A 22,325-nucleotide genomic window follows, 5' to 3' on the forward strand; every position below is an offset into this window, starting at 1 on the left:
TAGATATGAAAAAATTAATAATAATACTTCTCATCACCTTTTATTTTAAAGGCTATACTCAAACACCAATTATAGATATTTATAGTGATTATGACGGAAGAAATAGTGGAGCATACTATAAAGATGTAAATGGGTTACTTAACAAATTTGAAGGAACATACGTTTATCAAAATGGAAACCAACGATTCAAATTAATTTTAATAAAAAAAGAAATGCAATACAATTCTCGTTATTATCAAGACTTAATAATCGGCGGCTATCAATACATTGATGAAAATGGGGTTGAATTAGGAAATACCTTAGACAATGTCTCCGTAGTATATCCAAATCAAATAATGCATTTCATTTCGGGTTATGTTTTGAAAAAAAACAACAATAGACCAATTTGCAATGATTGTTTCGCTGGAGAATTGAGGTTGTCTTTAAGTATAGTAAATCCAGATAAGAGTGGTTCTGCAACTTTAATAATTCGAAAAATGGTTTCGTTAGAGGATGGTTCAGAATCTTTAAAAATTTATGTTACACCTCAAAAATCAGGAAACAGAAGTTATATTGAAGGAACTGAGCCACCGACAATTGCTCCATTAGTACCATCAGGCGAATACATATTGTTGAAAGAATAGGTGTTTGGATATACAAATTTATCATCTAGTTAAAGTTAAGAATAAAATCTTAATTCCTTGCTGTGCGTAGTTGTTGCACAACTTCATTAAAGAACTAAGTTTTTAAAATAATTATAAAAAATAACCTCGTTTAGTGCTATCTAAGCGAGGTTTGTTTTTTAGTATGCTGAAAACTACTATATTTACTTTATGATTAATTATAATCAGTTAGGGAGAGTGTTTTTAGACTAACTTCCGTTAGCGGCAAGACAACAAAATGATATTTTAAATAAGAAAAAAGATGAAAAAAATAACAACAATTTTAACCACACTGTTTTTAGTTTGTTTAGTATCGACAACAACCGTTGCTCAAATTTCTTCCCAAAAAATTGATTCTTTGGTTACTGATGCTTTGGTGAAATTTAAAGTGGCAGGCGTTGCTGTTGCGGTGGTGAAAGATGGAAAAGTGATTCATTCAAGAGGTTATGGCATGGCGGATATCAATAGCAAAAAAATGGTAAATGAAAACACTAATTTTCAGATAGCTTCAAATACTAAAGCTTTTACAGCCACTGCTCTTGCCATTTTAGAGGAAGAGGGAAAACTAAAATGGACTGATAAAGTGAAAGACCATATTCCGGAATTTAAAATGTATACCGATTATGTGACTGAGAATTTCAATATTCAAGATTTATTAACGCATCGAAGCGGGCTTGGATTAGGCGTTGGTGATTTGATGTTTTTTCCTGATGGTTCAAATTTTACTATTCAAGATGTTGTTAGCAGTTTTCAACATTTTAAACCTGTTTCTGCTTTTCGAACAAAGTTTGATTATGATAACTTGTTGTATATAGTGGCAGGAGAAGTGATTGCGAGAGCAAGCGGGATGAGTTTTGAATTGTTTGTGGGTAGTTTACTGAAAGATAAAAGCAATCTTTCAGCCGCTTATTCGTCAGAGTCAGGAACTATAAAAACAATTGACAGTTATGATATAGGCATGGGAAGTGCTGCCGGCGGAATATATTCTAATGTTGCCGATATGTCAAAATGGATGATTGTTCGATTGAATAAAGGCATGTATGGAAATGATTTAAAAAAGTCCTTATTCAGTTTAAAAAATCATAAAGAAATGTGGCGAATTCACACCGTTGAAGAAGCCAGTTCGAACCCAAGGTATAATTCACATTTTCGCGGTTATGGTTTAGGGTGGGAACTATCAGATGTGAAAGGGAATATGAAAGTATCGCACACGGGGGGTTTACCCGGAATGTTATCTATTGTGACGATGTATCCGGATTTAAATTTAGGTATTGTTGTTTTGACTAATACTGAAAATGGAGGGGCAGGACTTTTTACATCGGTTACTAACAGCATTTCTGACAGTTATCTTGGTTTAGATGATTTTGGATGGACAGATAAAATTGTTGAATGGATGAAAGAGAGTAAGGACAAAGGTGATGATGTGACCAAAAAGGTTTGGGAAAAAGTTGAATCTGCCAAAAATATCCAAATTAAAAACGAAGATTTTATTGGGGTTTATGAAGACAAATGGTTTGGAAAAGTGGAAGTATTTGAAAAAGATAAGCAATTATGGATTAAATGTTATCGTTCTCCAAAATTAAACGGACCGATGGCTTTTTACAACGCAAATAGTTTTGCTGTAAAATGGGAATACCAAGCCATGAATTGTGATGCCTTAGCTATGTTTTCATTAGATGAGACAGGCAAGGCAGAATCTATTAAGATGAAAGGTATTTCACCAAATATTGACTTTAGTTTTGACTTTCAAGATTTAGATTTGAGAAGAATTGATAAATAAAGGGTTGCTGTTAGCGGTGTTTTGGAATAGTTGGGTGAAAGATTAATACATCTTAAAATAATAAATATTTATTGTTTATCAATAAATATTTAGTATGTTTGTACCATAATTTTTAAAATCGAATTATTATGGAAATTAAAGTTAGTACAAAACATATCTTGAAAGTCTTATATGTTATTTCATGGATATTATTTATTGGTGTTTGTATTGAGGCAGGAGGAATTATTTTTAATTCACTTTTTACGTTGCTCTATGACCCAATTGGAGCTCAACATTTTTGGCAGCAAATTGATTTGTCAAGTCTTTACAATTATAATCCGGGTTATTTTTTAGTTGAGACACTACTGATGAGTATTGTAGCGGTTTTGAAAGCGATATTACTTTATTTGCTTGTTAAAATTTTGCATGAAGATAAATTAAATATGTTGCAGCCTTTCAATAAGGATTTAGGGCGTTTAATTTTTAATTTATCTTATTTGTCTTTTGGAATCGGGCTGTTTTGCTATTGGGGTGTGAAATATTCCGCATGGTTTGTTGAACAAGGCGTAATCATGCCAGACATTCATCAGTTAAGTATTGGAGGTGCAGATGTGTGGCTGTTTATGAGTGTCGTGCTTTATGTGGTTGCCCAGATTTTTAAGCGGGGAATTGAGATTCAAGAGGAAAACGAATTAACTGTTTAAGCTATGCCAATAATTGTAAATCTTGATGTTATGATGGCAAAACGAAAAATGTCATTAAATGAGCTTTCGGAAAAGGTTGATTTGACATTGGCTAACCTATCGATATTGAAAACAGGGAAGGCAAAAGCAATACGATTCAGCACACTTGAAGCTATTTGTAAAGTTTTAGATTGTCAACCGGGTGATTTGTTAGAATATACGAAGTAGTTATTTGACCTAAAATTTGATAGCAAAAAGGATAGTTTATCCTTAAATTTGTTGTTATGAAAACGAAACGAATACAAACTCCGAGAGAAGAATTTTATAATGCTTTAACCCATGCTATTGGGGTTGCTTTTTGTTTGGTGGCGATGCCATTTCTGTTGAAAATCACTTATGAGCAGCACGATTTGACAATGTTTATTTCGGTGCTTGTTTTCGGATTTGGGATGTTGTTGGTATATACTTTTTCAACGTTTTATCATGCTACTAAAACCCAACGGGCAAAAGATTTGCTGCAAATTGGGGATCATATCAGTATTTATTTTTTGATAGCGGGGACTTATACTCCATTGATGGCTAAGTATTTGAAGCCGGACCTTGCAATGCTTTTTTTGGGAGTGATGTGGTGTATTGTGGCGGCAGGAGTTGTTTTTAAACTGTTTTTCACGAAACGTTTTAAGTTTGTTTCGGTTTTACTTTATTTAGCTTTAGGTTGGATGATTGTATTTGTTATTGACCCGTTGATTGATTCAATGCCATTTTTAGTCTTTCTATGGATTATGATTGGCGGATTGAGTTATACGCTTGGGGTTTATTTTTATGTTAAGGACAACAAATTGTATTATCATGCTATTTGGCACATTTTTGTATTGTTGGGAACGATAGCCCATTTTGTTGCCGTTTGGATAGCAATAGGGTAGTTTATTCCAATTCAGTTTCGCCTAAGATTTCCTCTTCTTTTTGAACAATTTTTTTAGTGATAAAAAACTGAACTAATGTTCCGGCAATTTGTTTAAACCAGTTGCTTGAAGCACCGATTAATAATTTTTTACTTAGATAACCACCTGCAATTCCGACTACTCCTTGAATTAAGTGGTTTCGGATATCGGGAGAAGAAGTTACTTCAGCCAGGGTACTTTTAATGAGGTTTAATGGTTTTAAACTCATGTAAGTTACTTGGAGTTGTTCTTTAAAAGCAATGAACTCCGCTGCCTGTTTGGCTTTTAGGAGTTCAATTTTGGCTTTAATGGGTTCTATTTCAGTTTTATTTTTCATGATGCTATTATTCATAAAGTCCAAAAATGATGAATTGACGTATTGGTTTTTCTATCCATTCTCTACGAAAAGTGTAAATAAGAAGAGCAATTGTAATGTGAACTCCACCCATGACGAAAAAGCCTAAATAAGTTTTTCCTAAAAGTTCACCTATCCAAAGAGCAACTCCAATGGTAATTACAAAAATGAAAAGTGTTGTTACAGCAAATAGGGTCATTCGCGTGATTAGGGAGGATACCACATCGGCTGTTTTGTCGATGGCATTGAGTTTTAGCAATTCTATTGAAGTTTTGCTATAATCTTCAGCTTTTTCAAAAAGCGATTCGATGGTTCTTTCCGGACTATTCATTGTTTTTTGTATTTAAAATTGGAGTTGCTGTTTGTTTAAGCTTTGTATTAAACTTCTACGTTTTTGGAAACATACTCTTCAGCGTCTTTGATGACACCATTATATTTGTTAGTAACGTTGTCATACAAGGAATCAAATTTGCTTTTTAATTCACCGGCATAATCTTCGCCTTTGTTCAAAATCATTTTTCTAGTTTTTGATCCTTTTTGAGGAGCAAATAAAATACCTAAAAGAGCTCCGGCAGCTAAACCACCTAATACACCTAAAATTACTTGATTATTTTTCATGATAAAAATTATTTATGTTATAAATTACTGTTATTTCCTCCTCGAATTACTCTAAGAATCACCGCAATTAATGCGATAACTAAAAGGATGTGAATGATACCTGTGGTTCCGTATGCAAAAAAACCGATTGCCCACATAATGATTAAAATTACGGCTACATAGTATAATAAATTGCTCATTTTGATAGAATTTAAAAGTTATTAATATTTGTTTATACTAAATTTTTAAAAGGAAGTGTCAAAAAATATGTTCTTAAAATACTGTTGTATTTTTTGACATTTCCTTTATAGATAGAAAATTAAATGATGTAAGAATAGATGAAAGTTCGTCTTTTGTTTTTTCATGGTTTTACCAATACGTGAGATAACATTACATCATTTTAACTTTTCAGTGGCTAAGTTTACTTAGTTAGATAAGCTAATACTAATTTTCATTTCTATTATTTTTGTTTTATATATTTAATTTATAGTAAAGTTTTTTCCTTTAATTAAGGTGAATTATTTTACCTATTGATTACCTCACAAAGGTCGATTATAAACCATTAAATAGAGTTACACAACTTTTTTGATAAGTTACAAGATTCCCATATTTCAGTTTTTTTTCGTTTTTTAATTTGAAGTTGTTAGGAACGAAAGGCATGAGTATGCTCATTTTTTCACCTTCATAATGTAAAAATGGATACAACTGTTATAGTACATCAACTTGGTAATTCCCGATTGGTACCATTTTGATGCGAAGAAGTGAAATTTTGTAGAATTTAATTTAAGCGAGCTTCAATTCTGGGTAATAGAATTTTTGCGTTCTTATTAAAAGTGTCTAAAATAGATTTTAAATTTTTAACGACTAAAATGCGTTGCATTGCTACTCGATTTTTAAAATCTGTACTGTTTACCACATAGTTTAAAAAATCTTCGTTTTTAATTCTTTGTTCGTGATTCAGATAAAACCAAGCATGATTTTCTTTAGAATATTTTAAATTACCGGAAACATCGTTTTTGATATGTTCATTGATAATTTGACTTAAGTCCGTAACTTGGCTGTAAAACATCAAAATATCTGAGGCTAAAGAATCTTTTGTTTCGTTTTGATTGTCAACATATCCTTTCAGCATTTCAAACCCTTTTGATTTAAAGTTTAATGGAGCATGAGCGTTTATAATGTTTGCACATCTTTCGCAGTTGATATAATCTTCACGAGTCATTTTGTTGTCTAAAATTCTTTTGAAAATACTGTCACCTTTTCTGAAATTATCTTTTGTTTGATAGAATACTAAAGTGTCACTTTTCATGTCATCTTCAATGTTTTTTAGAATCGTTAGAAAAAGTTGCTGTTGTTTTCTGTTTTCATTCCAATTGTTAATTGAAACAGCAATTAAAATTCCAATTACAACTAAAAATATTTCACCAATGGCATATTTTAAGTAATTAATGAATCTACCTTCTTCAATAAATTTATATCGAATGTTTCGAAAGAATTTGAGCATTTATGACGATTTTAAAATGAAAAATTAAGTTTATTTCAACCGAACATAAACATGTTTAATTCCTTTTTTGTCTGATTCGCGTTCGTGTATTTCCAATAAATGAGTCAACGATTTCATAAGTGGAGTTAGTTTTGAAAAACCGTAGTTTCGAGGATCAAATTCGGGTTTCTTTTTTACGATAAGGTTACCTACGTCACCTAAGAAAGCCCAACCATCATCTTCTGCAATGTCTTCAATACTGGATTCGATGATGTCAATAGTGTCTACATCAATTTTAGATAATGCTTTTTCGTCTTTTTTCTTATCATCAGGAGTAGCAGTAGCAGATACTACTTTTTTCTTTTTGGCACCTTCAATAACTTCAATAAAGATAAACCGATCACACGCAACAATAAATGGGTTAGGTGTTTTCTTCTCGCCGATGCCAATTACTTTCATACCTGATTCTCTAAGTCGAGTGGCTAATCTTGTAAAATCACTATCGCTGGAAACGATGCAAAAACCATCAACTTTATCAGAATATAGAATATCCATGGCATCGATAATCATAGCAGAATCGGTTGCATTTTTTCCGGTGGTGTAGCCATATTGCTGAATTGGAGTGATTGCATTTTCGAGCAAAACACTTTTCCAACCTTTGTCTGGTAATTTTGTCCAATCACCATAAATTCTTTTTGTGGTAGGGGTTCCGTATTTTGCAATTTCTTCCATCATTCCCTTAACATTGCTGAAGGGAACATTGTCAGCATCAATTAATACGGCCAGTTTTAAATCATCTTTATCTCGTTGGCTCATGAATATTTCTATTTTTCTAGTTCAAATATAGTTAAAATACCTCATTTTATCCACATATTGGTAGTAAGTTGAGAAGTAAAACACTCCGTTTTACAAATCTTGTAATTTCGCAACTAAAAATAGTATGAAATAATTATAGAAATGTTTACTTTTGTCGCGTTTTTACACACCAAATTAAATACATTAATTTATCATGGTTAAAGATTTATTCGAGAGAATTCAAAACAATAAAGGTCCGTTAGGAAAATGGGCTTCACAAGCAGAAGGTTATTTTGTTTTCCCAAAATTAGAAGGCGAATTGGGACCTCATATGCAGTTTCAAGGAAAAGATATTTTAAACTGGAGTTTGAATGATTATTTAGGGTTAGCTAATCACCCGGAAGTACGTCAAGCAGATATTGATGCAGCAATTCAATATGGTGCAGCCTATCCGATGGGAGCCCGAATGATGAGCGGTCACACGAATGCACACGAGCAATTGGAGAATGAATTAGCTGCTTTTGTTAAGAAAGAATCAGCTTATTTGTTGAACTTCGGATACCAAGGAATCATGTCAACTATTGATGCATTGGTTACTAAAAATGACATTATCGTTTATGACGTTGATGCACACGCTTGTATTATTGATGGCGTTCGTTTACATATGGGAAAACGATTTACTTATCGTCACAACGATTTGGAAAGTATGGAGAAAAACCTTCAACGTGCTACTAAAATGGCTGAAGAAACAGGAGGAGGAATTCTATTTATTACCGAAGGAGTATTTGGAATGCGTGGTCAACAAGGTAAGTTGAAAGAAATTGTTGCTTTCAAAGAAAAATACAATTTCCGTTTGTTAGTTGACGATGCACATGGTTTTGGTACACTTGGAAAAACAGGAGCCGGAGCAGGTGAGGAGCAAGGTTGTCAGGATGGAATTGATGTGTATTTCTCTACGTTTGCAAAATCAATGGCAAGTATCGGAGCATTCATTGCTGCAGATAAAGACATTATCGATTATTTAAAATACAATTTACGTTCGCAAATGTTTGCCAAAGCATTACCAATGATTCAAACAGTTGGAGCTTTGAAACGTTTGGAATTGTTACGTAATCACCCGGAGTTAAAAGATAAATTGTGGGAAAACGTGAATGCATTGCAATCAGGTTTACGAGCCAGAAACTTCAATATTGGTGACACAAATACTTGCGTAACGCCGGTTTATTTAGAAGGAAGTGTACCGGAAGCAATGGTTATGGTTAATGATTTAAGAGAAAACTACGGTATTTTTCTTTCTATCGTTATTTATCCCGTTATACCAAAAGGAATAATTTTGTTGCGAATGATTCCTACGTCGTCTCATTCAATAGCAGATATTGATAGAACATTGACTGCTTTTGAAGCTATTCGTGAAAAATTAGTGAATGGAACCTATAAAAAGATTGCAGATGCGACTAAGGTTGATGTTTCTTAATGTAAAAGCTATAAGCTTTATGCTTTAAGCTATATCCATGAGAAAGATAATAGTGTATAAAGAGAACCACTTCTTAAAAGGAAGTGGTTTTTGTTTTTATAAATCTTTTCGGTAAGTTCTTCTTTTTCGGTCTATGTGAGAATTGAAATTTTTCCAAAGATTATGGATGGCATTATTTTCTTCTAATTCAGGAGTTCGATTGCAAATTTCTATTCCTTTTTGTTTAAAAACAGTATAGTATTCTCTGAAAATAATTGAGGTAAGTCCTTTGTTAAGATATTCCTGTTCGATTCCGATTAAATAGAACAAAACCTCTTTGCTGTGTTTTTTGGCTTTTAATAAATGATAAAACCCAAAAGGGAACAAACGTCCATTTGCTTTTTGCAAAGCTTCTGAGAAACCCGGCATGACAATACTGAAAGCAACCATTTTATCATTTTTATCCAAAATAAACAGAATATATTCAGGATTTATAAATGGGATGTATTTCTTTTTAAAATACTCTTTTTGTCTGTCAGAAACTGCCACAAAGGAGGCCAGCTTCGCATAACTGGTATTGAATAAATCAAACATTTTATCCACATAGGGAATAATATCTTTGGTTTTAGTAAACGTAACTGTTTTCAGACTATATCTTTTTTCAATCAAATCACTTGCTTTTGCAAAAGTTTCCGGCTTTACATCTGAAAAAGAAAAAACACTTTCAAAATACTCTTTTTCCCGAACGAAGCCAAGTTGCTCTAAATGGTCTTTGTAATAGGGATAATTATACCAAGTTATCATAGACCCCATTCGATTGAATCCTTCGGTTAAAACGCCTACTTTATCAAGATTTGAAAAACCCATTGGACCTTCTACATATTCCAACTTGTTTTTTCTACCGAGTTCATACACTTTTTCCAAGAGAGCTTTGGTTACTTCGATATCGTCTATTACATCCCACCAACCAAATCGAACTTTCTTTTTTTGCTGGTTATTTACTTCTTCCCAATTGATAATTGCCGAGATTCTACCAACAATTTTATTGTCGCGATAAGCCAAATAAAAATATGCTTCGGCATTATCAAAAGCCGGATTTTTCACTTTGTCAAAAGTTTCTAATTCGTCATCAATTAAGGGAGGAATCCAATAGGGATGATTTTTATATAAAGAAAACGGAAATTTAACGTAATCGGTTAAACTCTTTTTTGAAATGGCTTCAACTATAGTTATCATATGCTTATCCTTCAACTTCGTCAACTCGTTTTTTAGCTTCTTTCTTTTGTTTGTCTTTTTTCTTTTTTGAACCGGCTCTTTTTTCTGCACCTTCGCCTATTTCCACTTTTATAGGTTGGTATTTTTCGTCAAATCGCCATGAAATACCGACTCCACCATAAAGAATGGACGGAGTATCTTTGAAATTAGTACTGATTGAGCCGTCAATTTGTAAATTAGATTTAAGTAAATAGGCCGCACCACCTCTAAGTATAGAATCGGAATAATAATCACCATCAATTCCTTGGTTTTCAATAAAACCGGACCATTTTTCATTAAATCCTCGAGTTAACGTTAATATATATGCCAACGAACTATAATCAGTAGTGAATTTATCATAATAAATATTGGTGACCAAAACCCAACTGGTACCAAAATGATTTTGAGCAATAATCATCACTTTCGGACTAACTGTTGGTTCATCAGGATAGGCATAATCTTCGTTGGCAACCCCAATATTCGCACCTGCATAAACAGAAACTGCAGGAATGAATTGTCTCCATTTAAACCGATGATTGGCCTTCCAACTGTAGATGTTTGGTTTTTCTTCATAATTTTTAAACGGATCGTAGAGCAGGTATTTTGCACCGACAACTAGCGAACGAAATCCACTACGGGTTTCATCCACAAGTGGAGAATAATATTTGTCATATTGGTATTTTGAATTTACAATCACTTCTAATTCTTCAAAATATAAACCATATCTAAAATCTAAGTCTAAACCCATTCCATTAGAATTATAGCGGGCAGCGTCGTGATCTTCTTTAAAACCATAGATTCCGGTTTCCATTTGGAACACCGTTTTTCCAACAGAAAAGGCAGACATTGATTGTCCGGGTCTATTTGAATTAATCATGTCGGTGTGTTGAGCAATAACAAAACTAACCGAGAAATTAAAGACAAAAAGGAAGGCGATTTTTAAGTTTTTCATAGTGAAGCTTTCTAGTAGAATAGATATAAAAACCAAAAATAAGACTTTTTATTATTTATTTAAGATTGTTAGTTTATTTTTGAAGAAGGTATTTCTTATTTTTACCAAAATTATTGACTTATGCAGACAGCATCTTTTACGGGGCTTGTGAGAACACTCCTTATTCTGATAGGGATATACTATGCCTTTAAAATTATAGCCAGAATTTTAATGCCAATTATATTGCGTAAAATGGTACAAAAGGCAGAACAAAATTTCAAACAACAAACTCAAAATCAACCCCAACAAACCGCTTCTAATTTTGATAAACCAAAGGTTAAAAAAGAAGTAGGAGAATATATTGATTATGAAGAAGTTGAATAAATAATTTCTTTATTAAAAATTATAAAAAGCATATGAAATATTTTCAAAAATCGCTTCCTCATTTATTATCCTTATTTGGATTTGTCCTTATTTCGTTAATTTATTTTTACCCAGTTTTACAAGGGAAAAAGATTTTGCAATCTGATATTGTTCAATATACCGGAATGGCAAAAGAACAAAATGACTTTAGAGCAACAACCGGTGAGGAACCATTTTGGACAAATGCAGCTTTTGGTGGAATGCCAACGTATCAACTCGGAGCACAATATCCACATAATTATGTCAAAAAATTGGATAGTTTCTTGCGTTTTTTGCCTCGTCCGGCCGATTATTTGTTTTTATATTTTCTTGGTTTCTATGTTTTGTTATCCGTTTTAAAAGTTGATCCGCTGAAAGCTTTTTTTGGTGCGTTGGCCTTTGGATTATCTACTTATCTTATTATTATTCTTGGCGTGGGGCATAATGCAAAAGCCCATGCAATTGCTTATATGCCGATGGTAATTGCAGGAGTTATTTTAGTATTTCAAAAGAGATTTATTGTTGGCGGTTTATTAACGATGGTTGCCGCTGCATTAGAAATTCAGGCCAATCACTTTCAGATGACCTATTATCTGTTGTTGCTACTTTTAATACTTTCGGGATATTATATTTTTCAATTTATAAAAGAAAAAGATTTTAAATCAATTGGAATTGCTTTTGGTGTTTTCCTCTTTGCGGGAATTTTAGCGTTGGGAGTTAATGCCACTAATTTAATGGCAACAGCTGAATATACTGAGTTTAGTACGCGAGGAAAAAATGAATTGACCATCGGACCCGAAGGTGAAAAATTAGAGAATAAATCAGGAATGACCTATGAGTACATCACCGAATACAGTTATGGAATTGCCGAAAGTTTAAACTTGATAGCCCCTCGATTATTTGGTGGAGCCAGTAATGAAAAATTGGATGAAACCAGTAATTTATACGAATTTTTCGTTGGTATGGGAGCTCCTGAAAATGAAGCTTTAGATTATGCAAATGGATCACGAGTATATTGGGGAGATCAAACCAGCGTTGCTGCTCCGGCATACATTGGAGCTATTGTTTTCTTTCTTTTTGTGTTGGGCATGTTCACAGAAAAAAGCAAATTGAAATATGCTTTTTTAGCAGGAGCAATTTTTTCATTAATGCTTTCTTGGGGAAAAAATTTTCCAATAATGACTGACTTTTTTATTGATTATTTTCCGTTATATAATAAGTTTAGAGCTGTTTCATCCATTCAGGTTATTTTGGAATTATGTATTCCCGTTTTAGCTATTATGGGATTGTATTCGTTTTTTAAATTAGAGAAAGAACAACAATGGCAAGCTCTTTGGAAATCAGCTGCAATTTCTTTGGGTATTTTAGCTTTGCTCATTGTAGTGAAAGGAATGTTTAGCTTTTCTACTGAAAGCGATGCTTATTTCAAACAGGCTTATGGAGAAATTGGTCAACCTTTTGTTGATGCTTTAAAAGAAGATAGAAAAGCAATGTATACATCCGATTTACTTCGTTCAATGGGATTAATATTGACTGTTTTTGCTGTTTTTTGGTTGTTTATCAAAAATAAATTATCCCAAACCATTGCGGTAGTTTTAGCAGGGTTACTGATGGTTTTAGATTTATATGTAATTGACAAAAATTATGTGAATGCGGATGATTTTGTAAATGCCCGTCAGGTAGATGAACCTTTTCAACCCACTCCTGCAGATTTAGAAATTTTAAAAGATACTGACCCAAATTTTAAGGTTTTTGAACCGGGACAAGGAATGGCCGGAGGAAGGACTTCTTATTTTCATAAAGCTATTGGAGGTTACAGTGCTGTAAAACCGCAACGAATTCAGCAATTGTATGATTACCAAATTGCTAACAATAATATTCAAGTGTTGAATATGTTAAACGTGAAATATGTGATTCAAACAACAGAAGAAGGCCAACCTATTCCTTTAAGAAATCCGGATGCTAATGGAAATGCTTGGTTTGTTGAAAATATTATGGTAGTTGATTCAGCGGATAAAGAAATAAAAGCCTTAGATAGCTTGGATACTAAGAAAATAGCGGTAGTACATAAAGAATTTTATTCTAATACAAAAAATAATGCCTTTATAAAAGATAGTTTAGCAACCATAAAGTTAGAAGAATATAAACCTAATTATTTAAAATATACAGCTCAAAATGCAAATGATGGTGTTGCCATTTTTTCTGAAATTTACTATCCAAAAGGTTGGAAAGTGACTATTGATGGAAAAGAGGTGAAGGAATTCAGAGCAAATTTTGTTTTGAGAGGTTTGTCAATTCCGGCAGGAAAACACACGATTGAATTTAAATTTGAACCGGAAATTGTTAAAAAAGGAAGTTCAATTGCTTTTTTTAGTTCGATAGGAATGTTGTTGCTTTTATTAAGTGGTTTATATATTGAATCAAAGAAAAAAAAGGTTGATTAACACAAATGAAAAAGAAATTTTGAACGGGAAACCAGCAGAAATTAAAAAAATACTAATCATAACCTATTATTGGCCTCCAGCTGGTGGACCCGGCGTGCAACGTTGGCTGAAGTTTGTAAAATATTTACCGGATTTTGGGTATGAACCCCATGTTTATATTCCAGAAAATCCAACTTATCCGATTCTTGATGAAAAGTTAATCGCTGAAGTATCTTCAAAAGCAATTATCATCAAAAAGAAAATCAGAGAACCTTATCGTTGGGCCTCTTTTTTTTCAAAAAAAGACACACAGAAAATTAGTTCAGGAATAATTCCAAGTAAGAAGAAACAATCATTAGTAGCTAAATTTTTACTATGGATTCGAGGAAATTTGTTTATTCCGGACGCACGGATTTTTTGGGTAAAACCATCGGTTGAATTTCTAAAGAATTATATTCAGGAACATCAAATAGAAACCATTATTACCAGTGGTCCTCCGCATAGTTTGCATTTGATAGGTTTAGAACTTAAAGAGCAATTAAATGTAAAATGGATAGCTGATTTTCGTGATCCTTGGACTACTATTGGTTACCATAAAGAGTTGATGTTAACAGAAAAATCAGAAAAGAAACATAAAATATTAGAAAAGAAAGTACTCTGTTCTGCTACAAAAATAAGTGTGACCAGTCCATCCACTAAAATAGATTTTGAAAAAATAACCAACCGTCCCATTGCCGTAATTACCAATGGTTATGACGTTGAAGATGTTTCTAAAACGTTGTTAGATGAAAAATTCACCTTAGCACATATTGGTTCGTTTTTATCCGAAAGAAATCCAAGAATTCTTTGGAAAGCTTTGAAAGAATTAGTCAAAGAAGAGCCTGGTTTTGCATCAGATTTCAGGTTAAAACTAATTGGAAAAATTAGTCAAGATGTTTTAGATTCTATAACTGAATTTAAATTATCAAAATATGTAGACAATTTAGGTTATGTTTCACACCAGGAAGCAATAATGCACCAACGTAAATCGCAGGCTTTATTACTAATTGAAATTGATTCTGAGGAAACACGATGCATTATTCCCGGAAAATTGTTTGAATATATGGTTTCTGAACGGCCAATTATAGCCATTGGACCAAAAGCTTCTGATTTTGAAATGATTTTAAAAGAAACAAATACCGGAACTTTTTTCGGTTATGATGAAAAAAAGCGATTAAAAAAAACGATTTTAGCTCATTATTCGCTCTATAAAGAAAGTAATTTAAAAGTTTATCCGGTAGGATTACAACATTACAGCCGAAAAAATCTAACTCAACAGTTAGTTAATTTCATTAACGAAGCATAGTTTTATGGGAATCGTACTCAATCAATCCGTTAAAAACACCGTCATAACCTTCATTGGTTTTGCTATTGGTGCGGCTAATGCTTTGTTTATGTATACTCATTTTTTAGGTGAAGATTATTATGGTTTAACTGCTTTTTTATTGTCTTCTGCCAATATTATGATGCCTTTGATGGCCTTTGGTATTCAAAATACGTTGGTTCGCTTTTACGCAGAACACCAAACGGAACAAGATAAATCCCGTTTTTTAAATTTAGTTTTAGTGCTTCCGTTGCTGATTATCATACCCATTTTTTTAATTTTATTTTTTTTCTATCCTGAAACAGCTTCTATGCTTTCAGTTGAAAATCCAATTATTTATGACTATGTATGGATAATCCCGGTGATTGGCTTATTTATGGGTTATTTTGAAATTTTTTATGCTTGGGTTAAAGTTCATTTGAAATCGGTTTTCGGTAATTTTTTAAAGGAAGTTTTGTTACGTATTTTTATTAGTATTTTTCTTTTTGCCGTTTATTTTGGTTGGATAACCACCATCCAATTTGTTTACAGTTTAGTTTTTATTTACTTAACTATGATGTTGATTATGGCATTTGTGGCTTTCAAAATTAGAAGACCACAATTCCATTTGAAGTTTCCAAAAGAGAAAAAAGAAGTAATCGTATATTCTGCTTTTATCATTTTTTCCTCCAGTATTGCTGTAATGTTGTTGGATATTGACAAGTTTATGATTGGTCAATATATTCCTTTAAAAGAAGCCGCTTATTATTCGGTTGCTATATTTATTGCTTTAACAATTTCAGTTCCAATGCGGGCAATGCACCAAATTACGCATCCGGTTACGACAGATTTAATGGCTCGAAAAAAGCATACAGAGCTGAATGATTTGTACAAAAAAGCATCTATCACGCTTCAGGTTATTGGAGGTTTAATTATGCTTGGAATTTTGACAAATATTCATCAGGTTTATGCTTTATTGCCTGAAAAATATAGTGGAGGAGTAGCGGTTGTTTTTATTATTTCAATTTCAAAGTTTTTTGATTTGATGTTAGGCAACAACAATTCAATTATTTTTAATTCTAAATATTACCGAACCGTTTTGTTGTTAGGAGTTTGTTTGGTTGTTTTAACTGTTTCGCTGAATATGTATTTTATTCCTAATTTTGGAATAGAAGGAGCTGCATTGGCCACGCTATTATCGATAGGATTATATAGTTTAGCTAAATTATTATTTGTAGTAATCAAGATGGATTTGTTTCCATTTACAAGGAACACATTGCTTTCATTGGGAATAATTGGGTTGACTTTTATGGTTTTTTATTTTTGGAATTTTCCTTTTCACCCCATTATTAATATCATTTTAAAGTCAGTTTTACTATCATTTTTTTATTTGGTTTTAAATTACAAATTAAAAATTTCAGTAGATATTAATGATGTAATAGAAAAGATTTTAAAAAGAATGCATATTATGCGGATTGAATAGTTGACTATTAATATTTGATATCTAAATTAAATAAAAAGTCCTGCTACTTGGGGTTTTCGCAGGACTTTCATCAACCAAACTTAACCAAACTAACTTTTAACTAACTCTACTTCAATCTTATTTTTTATCTTTTTTGTCTTCAATTAATGCTTTTGTACCATCTGCTTTGTAGTAGTAATAAGCATCATTGTTATAGGCATAATCTGTATTAGTATAATAATTTGAACTTCCATAATAGGTTGTTGTGGCATATCCATAAGCACGGGCTCTCATTTTGACCTCACCAAACATATCTACTAAATGACCTTTACGGTTATAAACAAGTTCCATACCACCTATTTGTGCAAGAGCAAATCTATTGTAACGCATATAAACGGTTCCAATTCTGTTTACACGGTTTTGGCTGTCATAGTTGATAAAAACGTTACCAATTCTTCGAACTCTACCAAAACTATCGTGTTCTATCCGTACACCAAAGTTACCAACGGCTGAATTTCCTCTGGCAGTGGCTCCGCGTTTGTAATAGTAACCACCTTGACTATCTTGTGGACGGGTATTGAAATCGAAATCACCATTTAAGAAAACGTAAAATTCAATTTCGCGTTCCATAAAAACGATTGGTTCTGCGTCCATATAATGTACAGCTACATTATGTCTTCTGTCGGTATCAGTATCCATTGTGGTTTCTGATGCAAAAGCCAAACTTCCAATAAGCAAGTTAACGGCTACTAAAAGGGTAATTTTTTTCATGACACATTCGAATTAACTTTTTTGCCTACTCTTTAGTTTTTCAGCATTCACTAAGAAGTGATTTATTAAACTTCTTGTTTAGCTATTTTCAATTGTTGTGCCAAAAAAAAGGTAGAAGGTGTGAATGAGTTGTTAATGATAATTAACTAGTTGAAAATCAATATTAATAATGAGTTTATCATGATTTGTTTTTCTTTATTTTAGTTGAGTCCAACGTTAATTCAAATCGAATGGGGGTGTAGTTTACTAGTTTTGCAGTGCGAATACCTTTGTTTTTAGTAATCAAGTTTGATTCGGTTATTATACCATTTTCATGGTTATCAAAGTTGATGCAAAACTCCATCGGATGCATCGCAGCATTTCGAAAGGCTGGAAAGAAATTAACCTCACTTGGTATTTGTTTTAATTCATAAGTATCTATCAACTGTTTTTTCTTTTCATTGGCATATATTTTCAATTCAACTACAGTAACTGTTGAATCTTTTTGTATGGGTGTATATTCGTAATACAAATTTTTACATTTTGAAACATGCTGCGAACTTATAGTTATTGACTTTTGATGTAAAAAAGTAAAATGCAATATGTCTTTATCAATTCTTTGAGTGACAAGAAATTCGTGTTCTTGCATGGTGCCAAGGTCATAAACTATAGCTGTTGTTTCATCATTTGCTTTATATAAATATAAAAAATGATTGCTGTTTTTGGAATTGACATAGCAAAATTTTTTCATCTGAAATTCTTTTACTTGTACATCATATTCAAAAACATAATCGAAAACGTAATCTTGTGAAAAAACAAATCCGTAGAAAAAAAGAAAAAGTAGGGTAAGATGTTTTTTCATATTATAAATATTTTTAATAACGTTTATTTTTTACTGGGTACAACTAATTCAAATTGAATCTTTTCAGAATAAATCAGTTTTGCCTGTTCCTTTTTCTTTTTTTTAGTCAAATCAAACGCTTCAACCACAAGTCCATTTTCAGTATAATTAAGTTCTTTTCGTTCTGATGCTCCGTGTAGCGTTGCGATTCTATAATTGGGAAAATAGTTTGCATCTGCCTCTTTAATTTTAAGTTCCAGACGTAGATTTACTTTCTTTTTCTTTTCATTGGTATAGAATTGCAGCACCACCGTTTTATATAATGAATCTCTTTTTGTAGTCTTAAAATCGTAGTAACTTGGATACTGCTTAAATAGTTTGTTTTCTTCCTTTTTTTCAGAATTAATATACTTAAAATGAAGTATTTCACCATCTTGTGTGGTTTGCCTAATTACAGAAAAAAAATGATTTTGCATTTGTTCAGTATCCACCAACTTTGCAGTTCGTTTTCCATCAGTGTTATAAAAATATAAAAACAAGTTTGGATTATCTGTATTGCTGTACGATACTGTTTCATATTTTTTCTTAGCAAAATAAAATTCGTAATGCGTTGCAAAATTGAACGTATACTTTTGCGAAAAAACAACTGATGAATAAAAAATAAGCAGTAGTAGGATAATATTTTTCATTTAATAAAAAATTAGAAATCTAAATTAAATCGATTTTATATTAGTTCGGGACTATTAATTCAAGTTCTACTTGTTCTGAATGAACTAGCTTGGAGGGATAAACGCGTTCACCATCTCTTATTTGAACGGATTCCACCACCAAACCATTTTCAAATCGATCAACATTCATAAGAAGTTCCATCGGATGTAACATAGCCATTCTAAAATTCCGAAAATAATTTTGGTCACTTTCTTTAATCTTTAGTTCGGTTAAATGTTTTGTAATCGTCGCGTTAAAATCGCTATAATAAGTTAATAATACCGTAGTAAAAGCCCCCTCTTTCTTAATCACTTCAAATTTGTAGGTATCATGTTTGTGATGGTCATAATAGGATTGTTTTACTTTTCTACTTTTTTTATATTTAAACTCAAGTTTTCCTTCCTTATTTGCTTTATTACGAATAATTTTAAAAATATGACACTTTTTATTTTCTAAATCATAAAGATTGGCACTTTGTTTTAATTCATCTTCATAAATATATAACATATAATTCGGATTTGCCGTGCTAGAATAGACTGTCCTTTTTCTGACATAGTCTTTTGTAGGCATCTCATAAGAGGTCACAAAATCAAATGTAAAGCTCTGCGAAAAAGATACAATTGATAATAAGACAAAGAAAATACAAAAAAAGTTTTTCATTTAATTTCAATTAGAAAGATAAATCTAAGTAATTTATCTCAACTTTTCCTTTAAATATTTTCCGGTAATCGATTTTGGGTTTTTAGCCACATCTTCCGGAGAACCAAAAGCCATAAGTTTACCGCCATTTTCGCCACCTTCAGGGCCAATATCGATGATGTAATCGGCACATTTGATTAAATCAAGATTGTGTTCAATAACAATAATCGAATGACCTTTTTCAATCAAGGCTTCAAACGAGGCCAATAGTTTTTTAATATCATGAAAATGTAAACCTGTTGTAGGTTCGTCAAATACAAAAAGGGCTTTGTCTTTTGTAGTTCCTTTGACTAAAAAGGAAGCAAGTTTTATCCGTTGAGCTTCACCACCTGAAAGAGTAGAAGATGACTGTCCTAATTGTACATAGCCTAATCCAACATCTTGAAGCGGTTGCAATTTTTGAACAATTTTAGTCTGATTTTGTTCTTTAAAAAAAGCTAAGGCATCGTCAATGGTCATGGTTAATATGTTGTCGATGTTTTTGCCTTCAAATTGAACTTCCAGAATTTCTTTTTTGAAACGTTTTCCACCACAGGTTTCACACTCTAAATGAACATCGGCCATGAATTGCATTTCAATGGTTACTTCTCCATCACCTTTACAGGTTTCACAACGTCCTCCATCAACATTAAATGAAAAATGTTTGGGTAAATAGCCTCTTATTTTAGAGAGCTTTTGTTTAGTAAATAAATCCCTTATATCGTCATAGGCTTTGATATAAGTAACCGGATTGGAACGGGAACTTCGGCCAATTGGGTTTTGATCAACATATTCTATGTGCTTAATATGTGAAAAGTTTCCACGTAGTTCAGTAAATTGCCCTGCTTTGTCACTCACGCCTTCCAATTTTTTCTGTAAAGCAGGAAACAATATTTTTTTCACTAATGTGCTTTTTCCACTACCTGAAACCCCGGTAATCACGGTTAAACAATCTAATGGAAAAGTGACATCGATATTTTTTAAATTATTTTCACGGGCACCGATGACTTCAATATGATTTTTAAATTTTCGCCGTTTTTTAGGAATTTCAATTTCTAATTCGCCGTTTAAATACTTAGCAGTAAGGGAATCAGCTTTTAGAATTTCATTAAAATTACCTTCAGCAACTAAATATCCACCAAGCGTTCCGGCTTCCGGCCCAATATCAATAATTCGGTCGGCAGCTTTCATGATGTCTTCGTCGTGCTCAACTACTATTACTGTGTTTCCCAGATTTCGAAGATTTTTCAAAACGTCAATTAATCGCTCTGTGTCTTTTGGATGTAAGCCAATACTGGGTTCGTCTAAAATATACATTGAGCCAACCAAACTGCTTCCTAACGAAGTGGCTAAATTGATACGTTGTGATTCGCCTCCTGAAAGTGAGGCAGAGTTTCTGTTTAAGGTGAGATAATCTAATCCTACTTTCTGTAAAAAGGATAATCGGCTGTTTATTTCTACTAGTAATCTTTTAGCAACTTTTAAATCATAATCTGAAAGTTGTAATTCTGTAAAGTAAGAAATTAGGTTTTTAATTGGCAAATCTACTAAATCAGAGATAGTTTTATTTCCTACTTTGATGTAGTTTGCTTCTTTTCGTAACCGTTTGCCTTTGCAGGTAGAACATTTTGTTTTACCACGGTATCGAGAAAGCATCACGCGATTTTGGATTTTATAATTTTTTTCTTCCAGCTCAAGGAAAAAATCATTTAGACCTGTAAAAAAGCTGTTTCCGTTCCAAATCAACTGTTTTTGATCTTCACTCAATTGATAAAATGGTTTGTGAATAGGAAAATCAAATTTATAAGCGTTGTTTACTAATTGGTCGCGATACCAGCCCATGCTTTCACCTCGCCAGGGAAAAATAGCATTTTCATAAACAGACAAAGCAGTATTTGGAATTACCAATTCTTCATCAATACCAATTACATTTCCGTAACCTTCGCAACTTGGACAGGCTCCGTAGGGATTATTGAAACTGAATAAATGAATATTAGGTTCTAAAAAAGTTAATCCATCTAATTGAAAATTAGTGCTGAATCCAATTCTATTTCCGGTTAAAACATCTTGCAAAAAGCAGTCTCCTTTTCCTTCATAAAAAGCAGTTTGGACGGCATCGGCTAATCGGTTTAAAAATTCTTCATCACTTTTAACCACTATTCGGTCAATAATCAAAAGAATATCTTTATTATCTAATGTATGCTGTTCCAATTCATCTAAACGAACAGTTTCATTTTCCACTAAAACTCGAATAAAACCCTGTTGTAATAAAACTTTCAGTTTGTCTTCTAATTGTCTTCCGGTTTCTAAATGAATAGGAGCAAGGAGAAGCCATTTACTATCCGGTTCAAAAGTGGAAATTGTTTTCACAACATCAGTTACGGTATGTTTTTTTACTTCGTTTCCAGAAATGGGAGAGAATGTTTTACCAATTCGGGCAAAGAGCAATTTTAAATAATCATAAATTTCCGTTGAAGTTCCAACGGTAGAACGAGCATTTGTAGTGTTTACTTTTTGCTCAATGGCAATAGCAGGAGCAATTCCTTTGATGTATTCTACTTTTGGTTTATCCAATCTACCTAAAAATTGTCGGGCATAGGAGGAAAGACTTTCTACATAACGGCGTTGACCTTCAGCATATAATGTATCAAAAGCTAAACTTGATTTACCAGAACCTGAAAGCCCAGTAATAACAATCAATTGATTTCGGGGAATAGCCACATCAATGTTTTTTAGATTGTGCAGTTGTGCTCCTTTTATCAGGATATTTTTTTTAGGTTCAAGTAACGCGAATTCTTCCGGTGTCATAGTAAATTTCAAAGAATCG

General features: G+C 32.5%; 23 protein-coding genes. 10 read left to right on the forward strand and 13 right to left on the reverse strand.

The window, feature by feature from the left end; genetic code table 11:
* The 5 genes from C0512_RS09330 to C0512_RS09350 all read left to right on the forward strand — a co-directional run.
* A partial coding sequence (locus C0512_RS09330; protein ID WP_290860870.1) for a DUF6705 family protein occupies positions 1-623 on the forward strand: 623 nt, incomplete at its 5' end.
* Positions 624-903: 280 nt separating this feature from the next.
* Entirely contained in the window at positions 904-2,421 is a 1,518-nt protein-coding gene (locus tag C0512_RS09335; RefSeq protein ID WP_290860872.1) for a serine hydrolase, read from the forward strand.
* Positions 2,422-2,549: 128 nt separating this feature from the next.
* Positions 2,550-3,104, forward strand: coding sequence for a DUF2975 domain-containing protein (locus C0512_RS09340; protein WP_290860874.1), 555 nt, complete (start codon positions 2,550-2,552; stop codon positions 3,102-3,104).
* A 3-nt stretch (positions 3,105-3,107) separates the two neighbouring features.
* Positions 3,108-3,311, forward strand: coding sequence for a helix-turn-helix transcriptional regulator (locus C0512_RS09345; protein WP_290860877.1), 204 nt, complete (start codon positions 3,108-3,110; stop codon positions 3,309-3,311).
* Between the two features lie 56 nt (positions 3,312-3,367).
* Positions 3,368-4,006, forward strand: coding sequence for a hemolysin III family protein (locus tag C0512_RS09350; RefSeq protein WP_290860879.1), 639 nt, complete (start codon positions 3,368-3,370; stop codon positions 4,004-4,006).
* Between the two features lies 1 nt (position 4,007).
* Here C0512_RS09350 and C0512_RS09355 read toward each other — a convergent pair whose 3' ends face one another.
* The 6 genes from C0512_RS09355 to C0512_RS09380 form a co-directional block, all read right to left on the reverse strand.
* Positions 4,008-4,361, reverse strand: coding sequence for a hypothetical protein (locus C0512_RS09355; protein WP_290860881.1), 354 nt, complete (start codon positions 4,359-4,361; stop codon positions 4,008-4,010).
* A gap of 7 nt (positions 4,362-4,368) precedes the next feature.
* The gene (locus tag C0512_RS09360) at positions 4,369-4,710 is read right to left on the reverse strand and encodes a hypothetical protein (RefSeq protein ID WP_290860883.1); all 342 of its coding nucleotides are present in this window, start codon (positions 4,708-4,710) and stop codon (positions 4,369-4,371) included.
* Between the two features lie 47 nt (positions 4,711-4,757).
* Positions 4,758-4,997, reverse strand: coding sequence for a YtxH domain-containing protein (locus C0512_RS09365; RefSeq protein WP_290860885.1), 240 nt, complete (start codon positions 4,995-4,997; stop codon positions 4,758-4,760).
* Between the two features lie 17 nt (positions 4,998-5,014).
* Positions 5,015-5,176 (reverse strand): lmo0937 family membrane protein, encoded by a 162-nt coding sequence (locus tag C0512_RS09370; protein WP_290860887.1) that lies wholly within the window; start codon positions 5,174-5,176, stop codon positions 5,015-5,017.
* Between the two features lie 578 nt (positions 5,177-5,754).
* Complete coding sequence (locus tag C0512_RS09375) at positions 5,755-6,480, reverse strand: DUF6090 family protein (RefSeq protein ID WP_290860888.1); 726 nt, start codon at positions 6,478-6,480, stop codon at positions 5,755-5,757.
* Positions 6,481-6,510: 30 nt separating this feature from the next.
* Positions 6,511-7,275 (reverse strand): NYN domain-containing protein, encoded by a 765-nt coding sequence (locus tag C0512_RS09380; RefSeq protein WP_290860890.1) that lies wholly within the window; start codon positions 7,273-7,275, stop codon positions 6,511-6,513.
* A gap of 193 nt (positions 7,276-7,468) precedes the next feature.
* On the opposite strand from C0512_RS09380, the gene C0512_RS09385 reads away from it, so the two are divergent.
* Positions 7,469-8,728 (forward strand): pyridoxal phosphate-dependent aminotransferase family protein, encoded by a 1,260-nt coding sequence (locus C0512_RS09385; protein ID WP_290860892.1) that lies wholly within the window; start codon positions 7,469-7,471, stop codon positions 8,726-8,728.
* 96 nt (positions 8,729-8,824) lie between these two features.
* Here C0512_RS09385 and C0512_RS09390 read toward each other — a convergent pair whose 3' ends face one another.
* Both C0512_RS09390 and C0512_RS09395 read right to left on the reverse strand, forming a co-directional pair.
* On the reverse strand, positions 8,825-9,943 hold the full coding sequence (locus tag C0512_RS09390) for a GTP cyclohydrolase (RefSeq protein WP_290860894.1): 1,119 nt from the start codon (positions 9,941-9,943) through the stop codon (positions 8,825-8,827).
* Between the two features lie 4 nt (positions 9,944-9,947).
* Positions 9,948-10,913: a transporter gene (locus C0512_RS09395; protein ID WP_290860895.1), complete on the reverse strand. Its 966-nt coding sequence runs from the start codon at positions 10,911-10,913 to the stop codon at positions 9,948-9,950.
* Between the two features lie 120 nt (positions 10,914-11,033).
* On the opposite strand from C0512_RS09395, the gene C0512_RS09400 reads away from it, so the two are divergent.
* Genes C0512_RS09400 through C0512_RS09415 form a run of 4 tightly spaced genes read left to right on the forward strand, consistent with a single transcriptional unit; the run spans position 11,034 to position 16,542 of the window.
* Positions 11,034-11,276, forward strand: a complete 243-nt coding sequence (locus C0512_RS09400) for a DUF4834 domain-containing protein (RefSeq protein ID WP_290860897.1) — start codon at positions 11,034-11,036, stop codon at positions 11,274-11,276.
* A 32-nt stretch (positions 11,277-11,308) separates the two neighbouring features.
* Positions 11,309-13,738 (forward strand): YfhO family protein, encoded by a 2,430-nt coding sequence (locus C0512_RS09405; RefSeq protein ID WP_290860899.1) that lies wholly within the window; start codon positions 11,309-11,311, stop codon positions 13,736-13,738.
* Complete coding sequence (locus C0512_RS09410) at positions 13,731-15,062, forward strand: glycosyltransferase family 4 protein (RefSeq protein ID WP_290860901.1); 1,332 nt, start codon at positions 13,731-13,733, stop codon at positions 15,060-15,062. The genes C0512_RS09405 and C0512_RS09410 overlap by 8 nt, the downstream gene beginning before the upstream one ends.
* Before the next feature lie 4 nt (positions 15,063-15,066).
* On the forward strand, positions 15,067-16,542 hold the full coding sequence (locus tag C0512_RS09415) for an oligosaccharide flippase family protein (RefSeq protein ID WP_290860903.1): 1,476 nt from the start codon (positions 15,067-15,069) through the stop codon (positions 16,540-16,542).
* Positions 16,543-16,659: 117 nt separating this feature from the next.
* Here the strand turns inward: C0512_RS09415 and C0512_RS09420 are convergent, their stop codons facing one another.
* From C0512_RS09420 to uvrA, 5 genes are all read right to left on the reverse strand, one after another.
* The gene (locus tag C0512_RS09420) at positions 16,660-17,292 is read right to left on the reverse strand and encodes a hypothetical protein (RefSeq protein WP_290860905.1); all 633 of its coding nucleotides are present in this window, start codon (positions 17,290-17,292) and stop codon (positions 16,660-16,662) included.
* 178 nt (positions 17,293-17,470) lie between these two features.
* Positions 17,471-18,133, reverse strand: coding sequence for a hypothetical protein (locus C0512_RS09425; RefSeq protein ID WP_290860907.1), 663 nt, complete (start codon positions 18,131-18,133; stop codon positions 17,471-17,473).
* Between the two features lie 23 nt (positions 18,134-18,156).
* Positions 18,157-18,801, reverse strand: a complete 645-nt coding sequence (locus C0512_RS09430; protein ID WP_290860909.1) for a hypothetical protein — start codon at positions 18,799-18,801, stop codon at positions 18,157-18,159.
* 40 nt (positions 18,802-18,841) lie between these two features.
* Positions 18,842-19,390: a hypothetical protein gene (locus tag C0512_RS09435; RefSeq protein ID WP_290860911.1), complete on the reverse strand. Its 549-nt coding sequence runs from the start codon at positions 19,388-19,390 to the stop codon at positions 18,842-18,844.
* 123 nt (positions 19,391-19,513) lie between these two features.
* Positions 19,514-22,306 (reverse strand): excinuclease ABC subunit UvrA, encoded by a 2,793-nt coding sequence (gene uvrA / locus C0512_RS09440; protein ID WP_290860913.1) that lies wholly within the window; start codon positions 22,304-22,306, stop codon positions 19,514-19,516.
* Between the last annotated feature and the right edge of the window lie 19 nt (positions 22,307-22,325).

It is taken from the genome of Flavobacterium sp. (genome assembly GCF_013822155.1).
In the GTDB taxonomy this organism is placed as follows: Bacteria; Bacteroidota; Bacteroidia; order Flavobacteriales; family Flavobacteriaceae; genus Flavobacterium.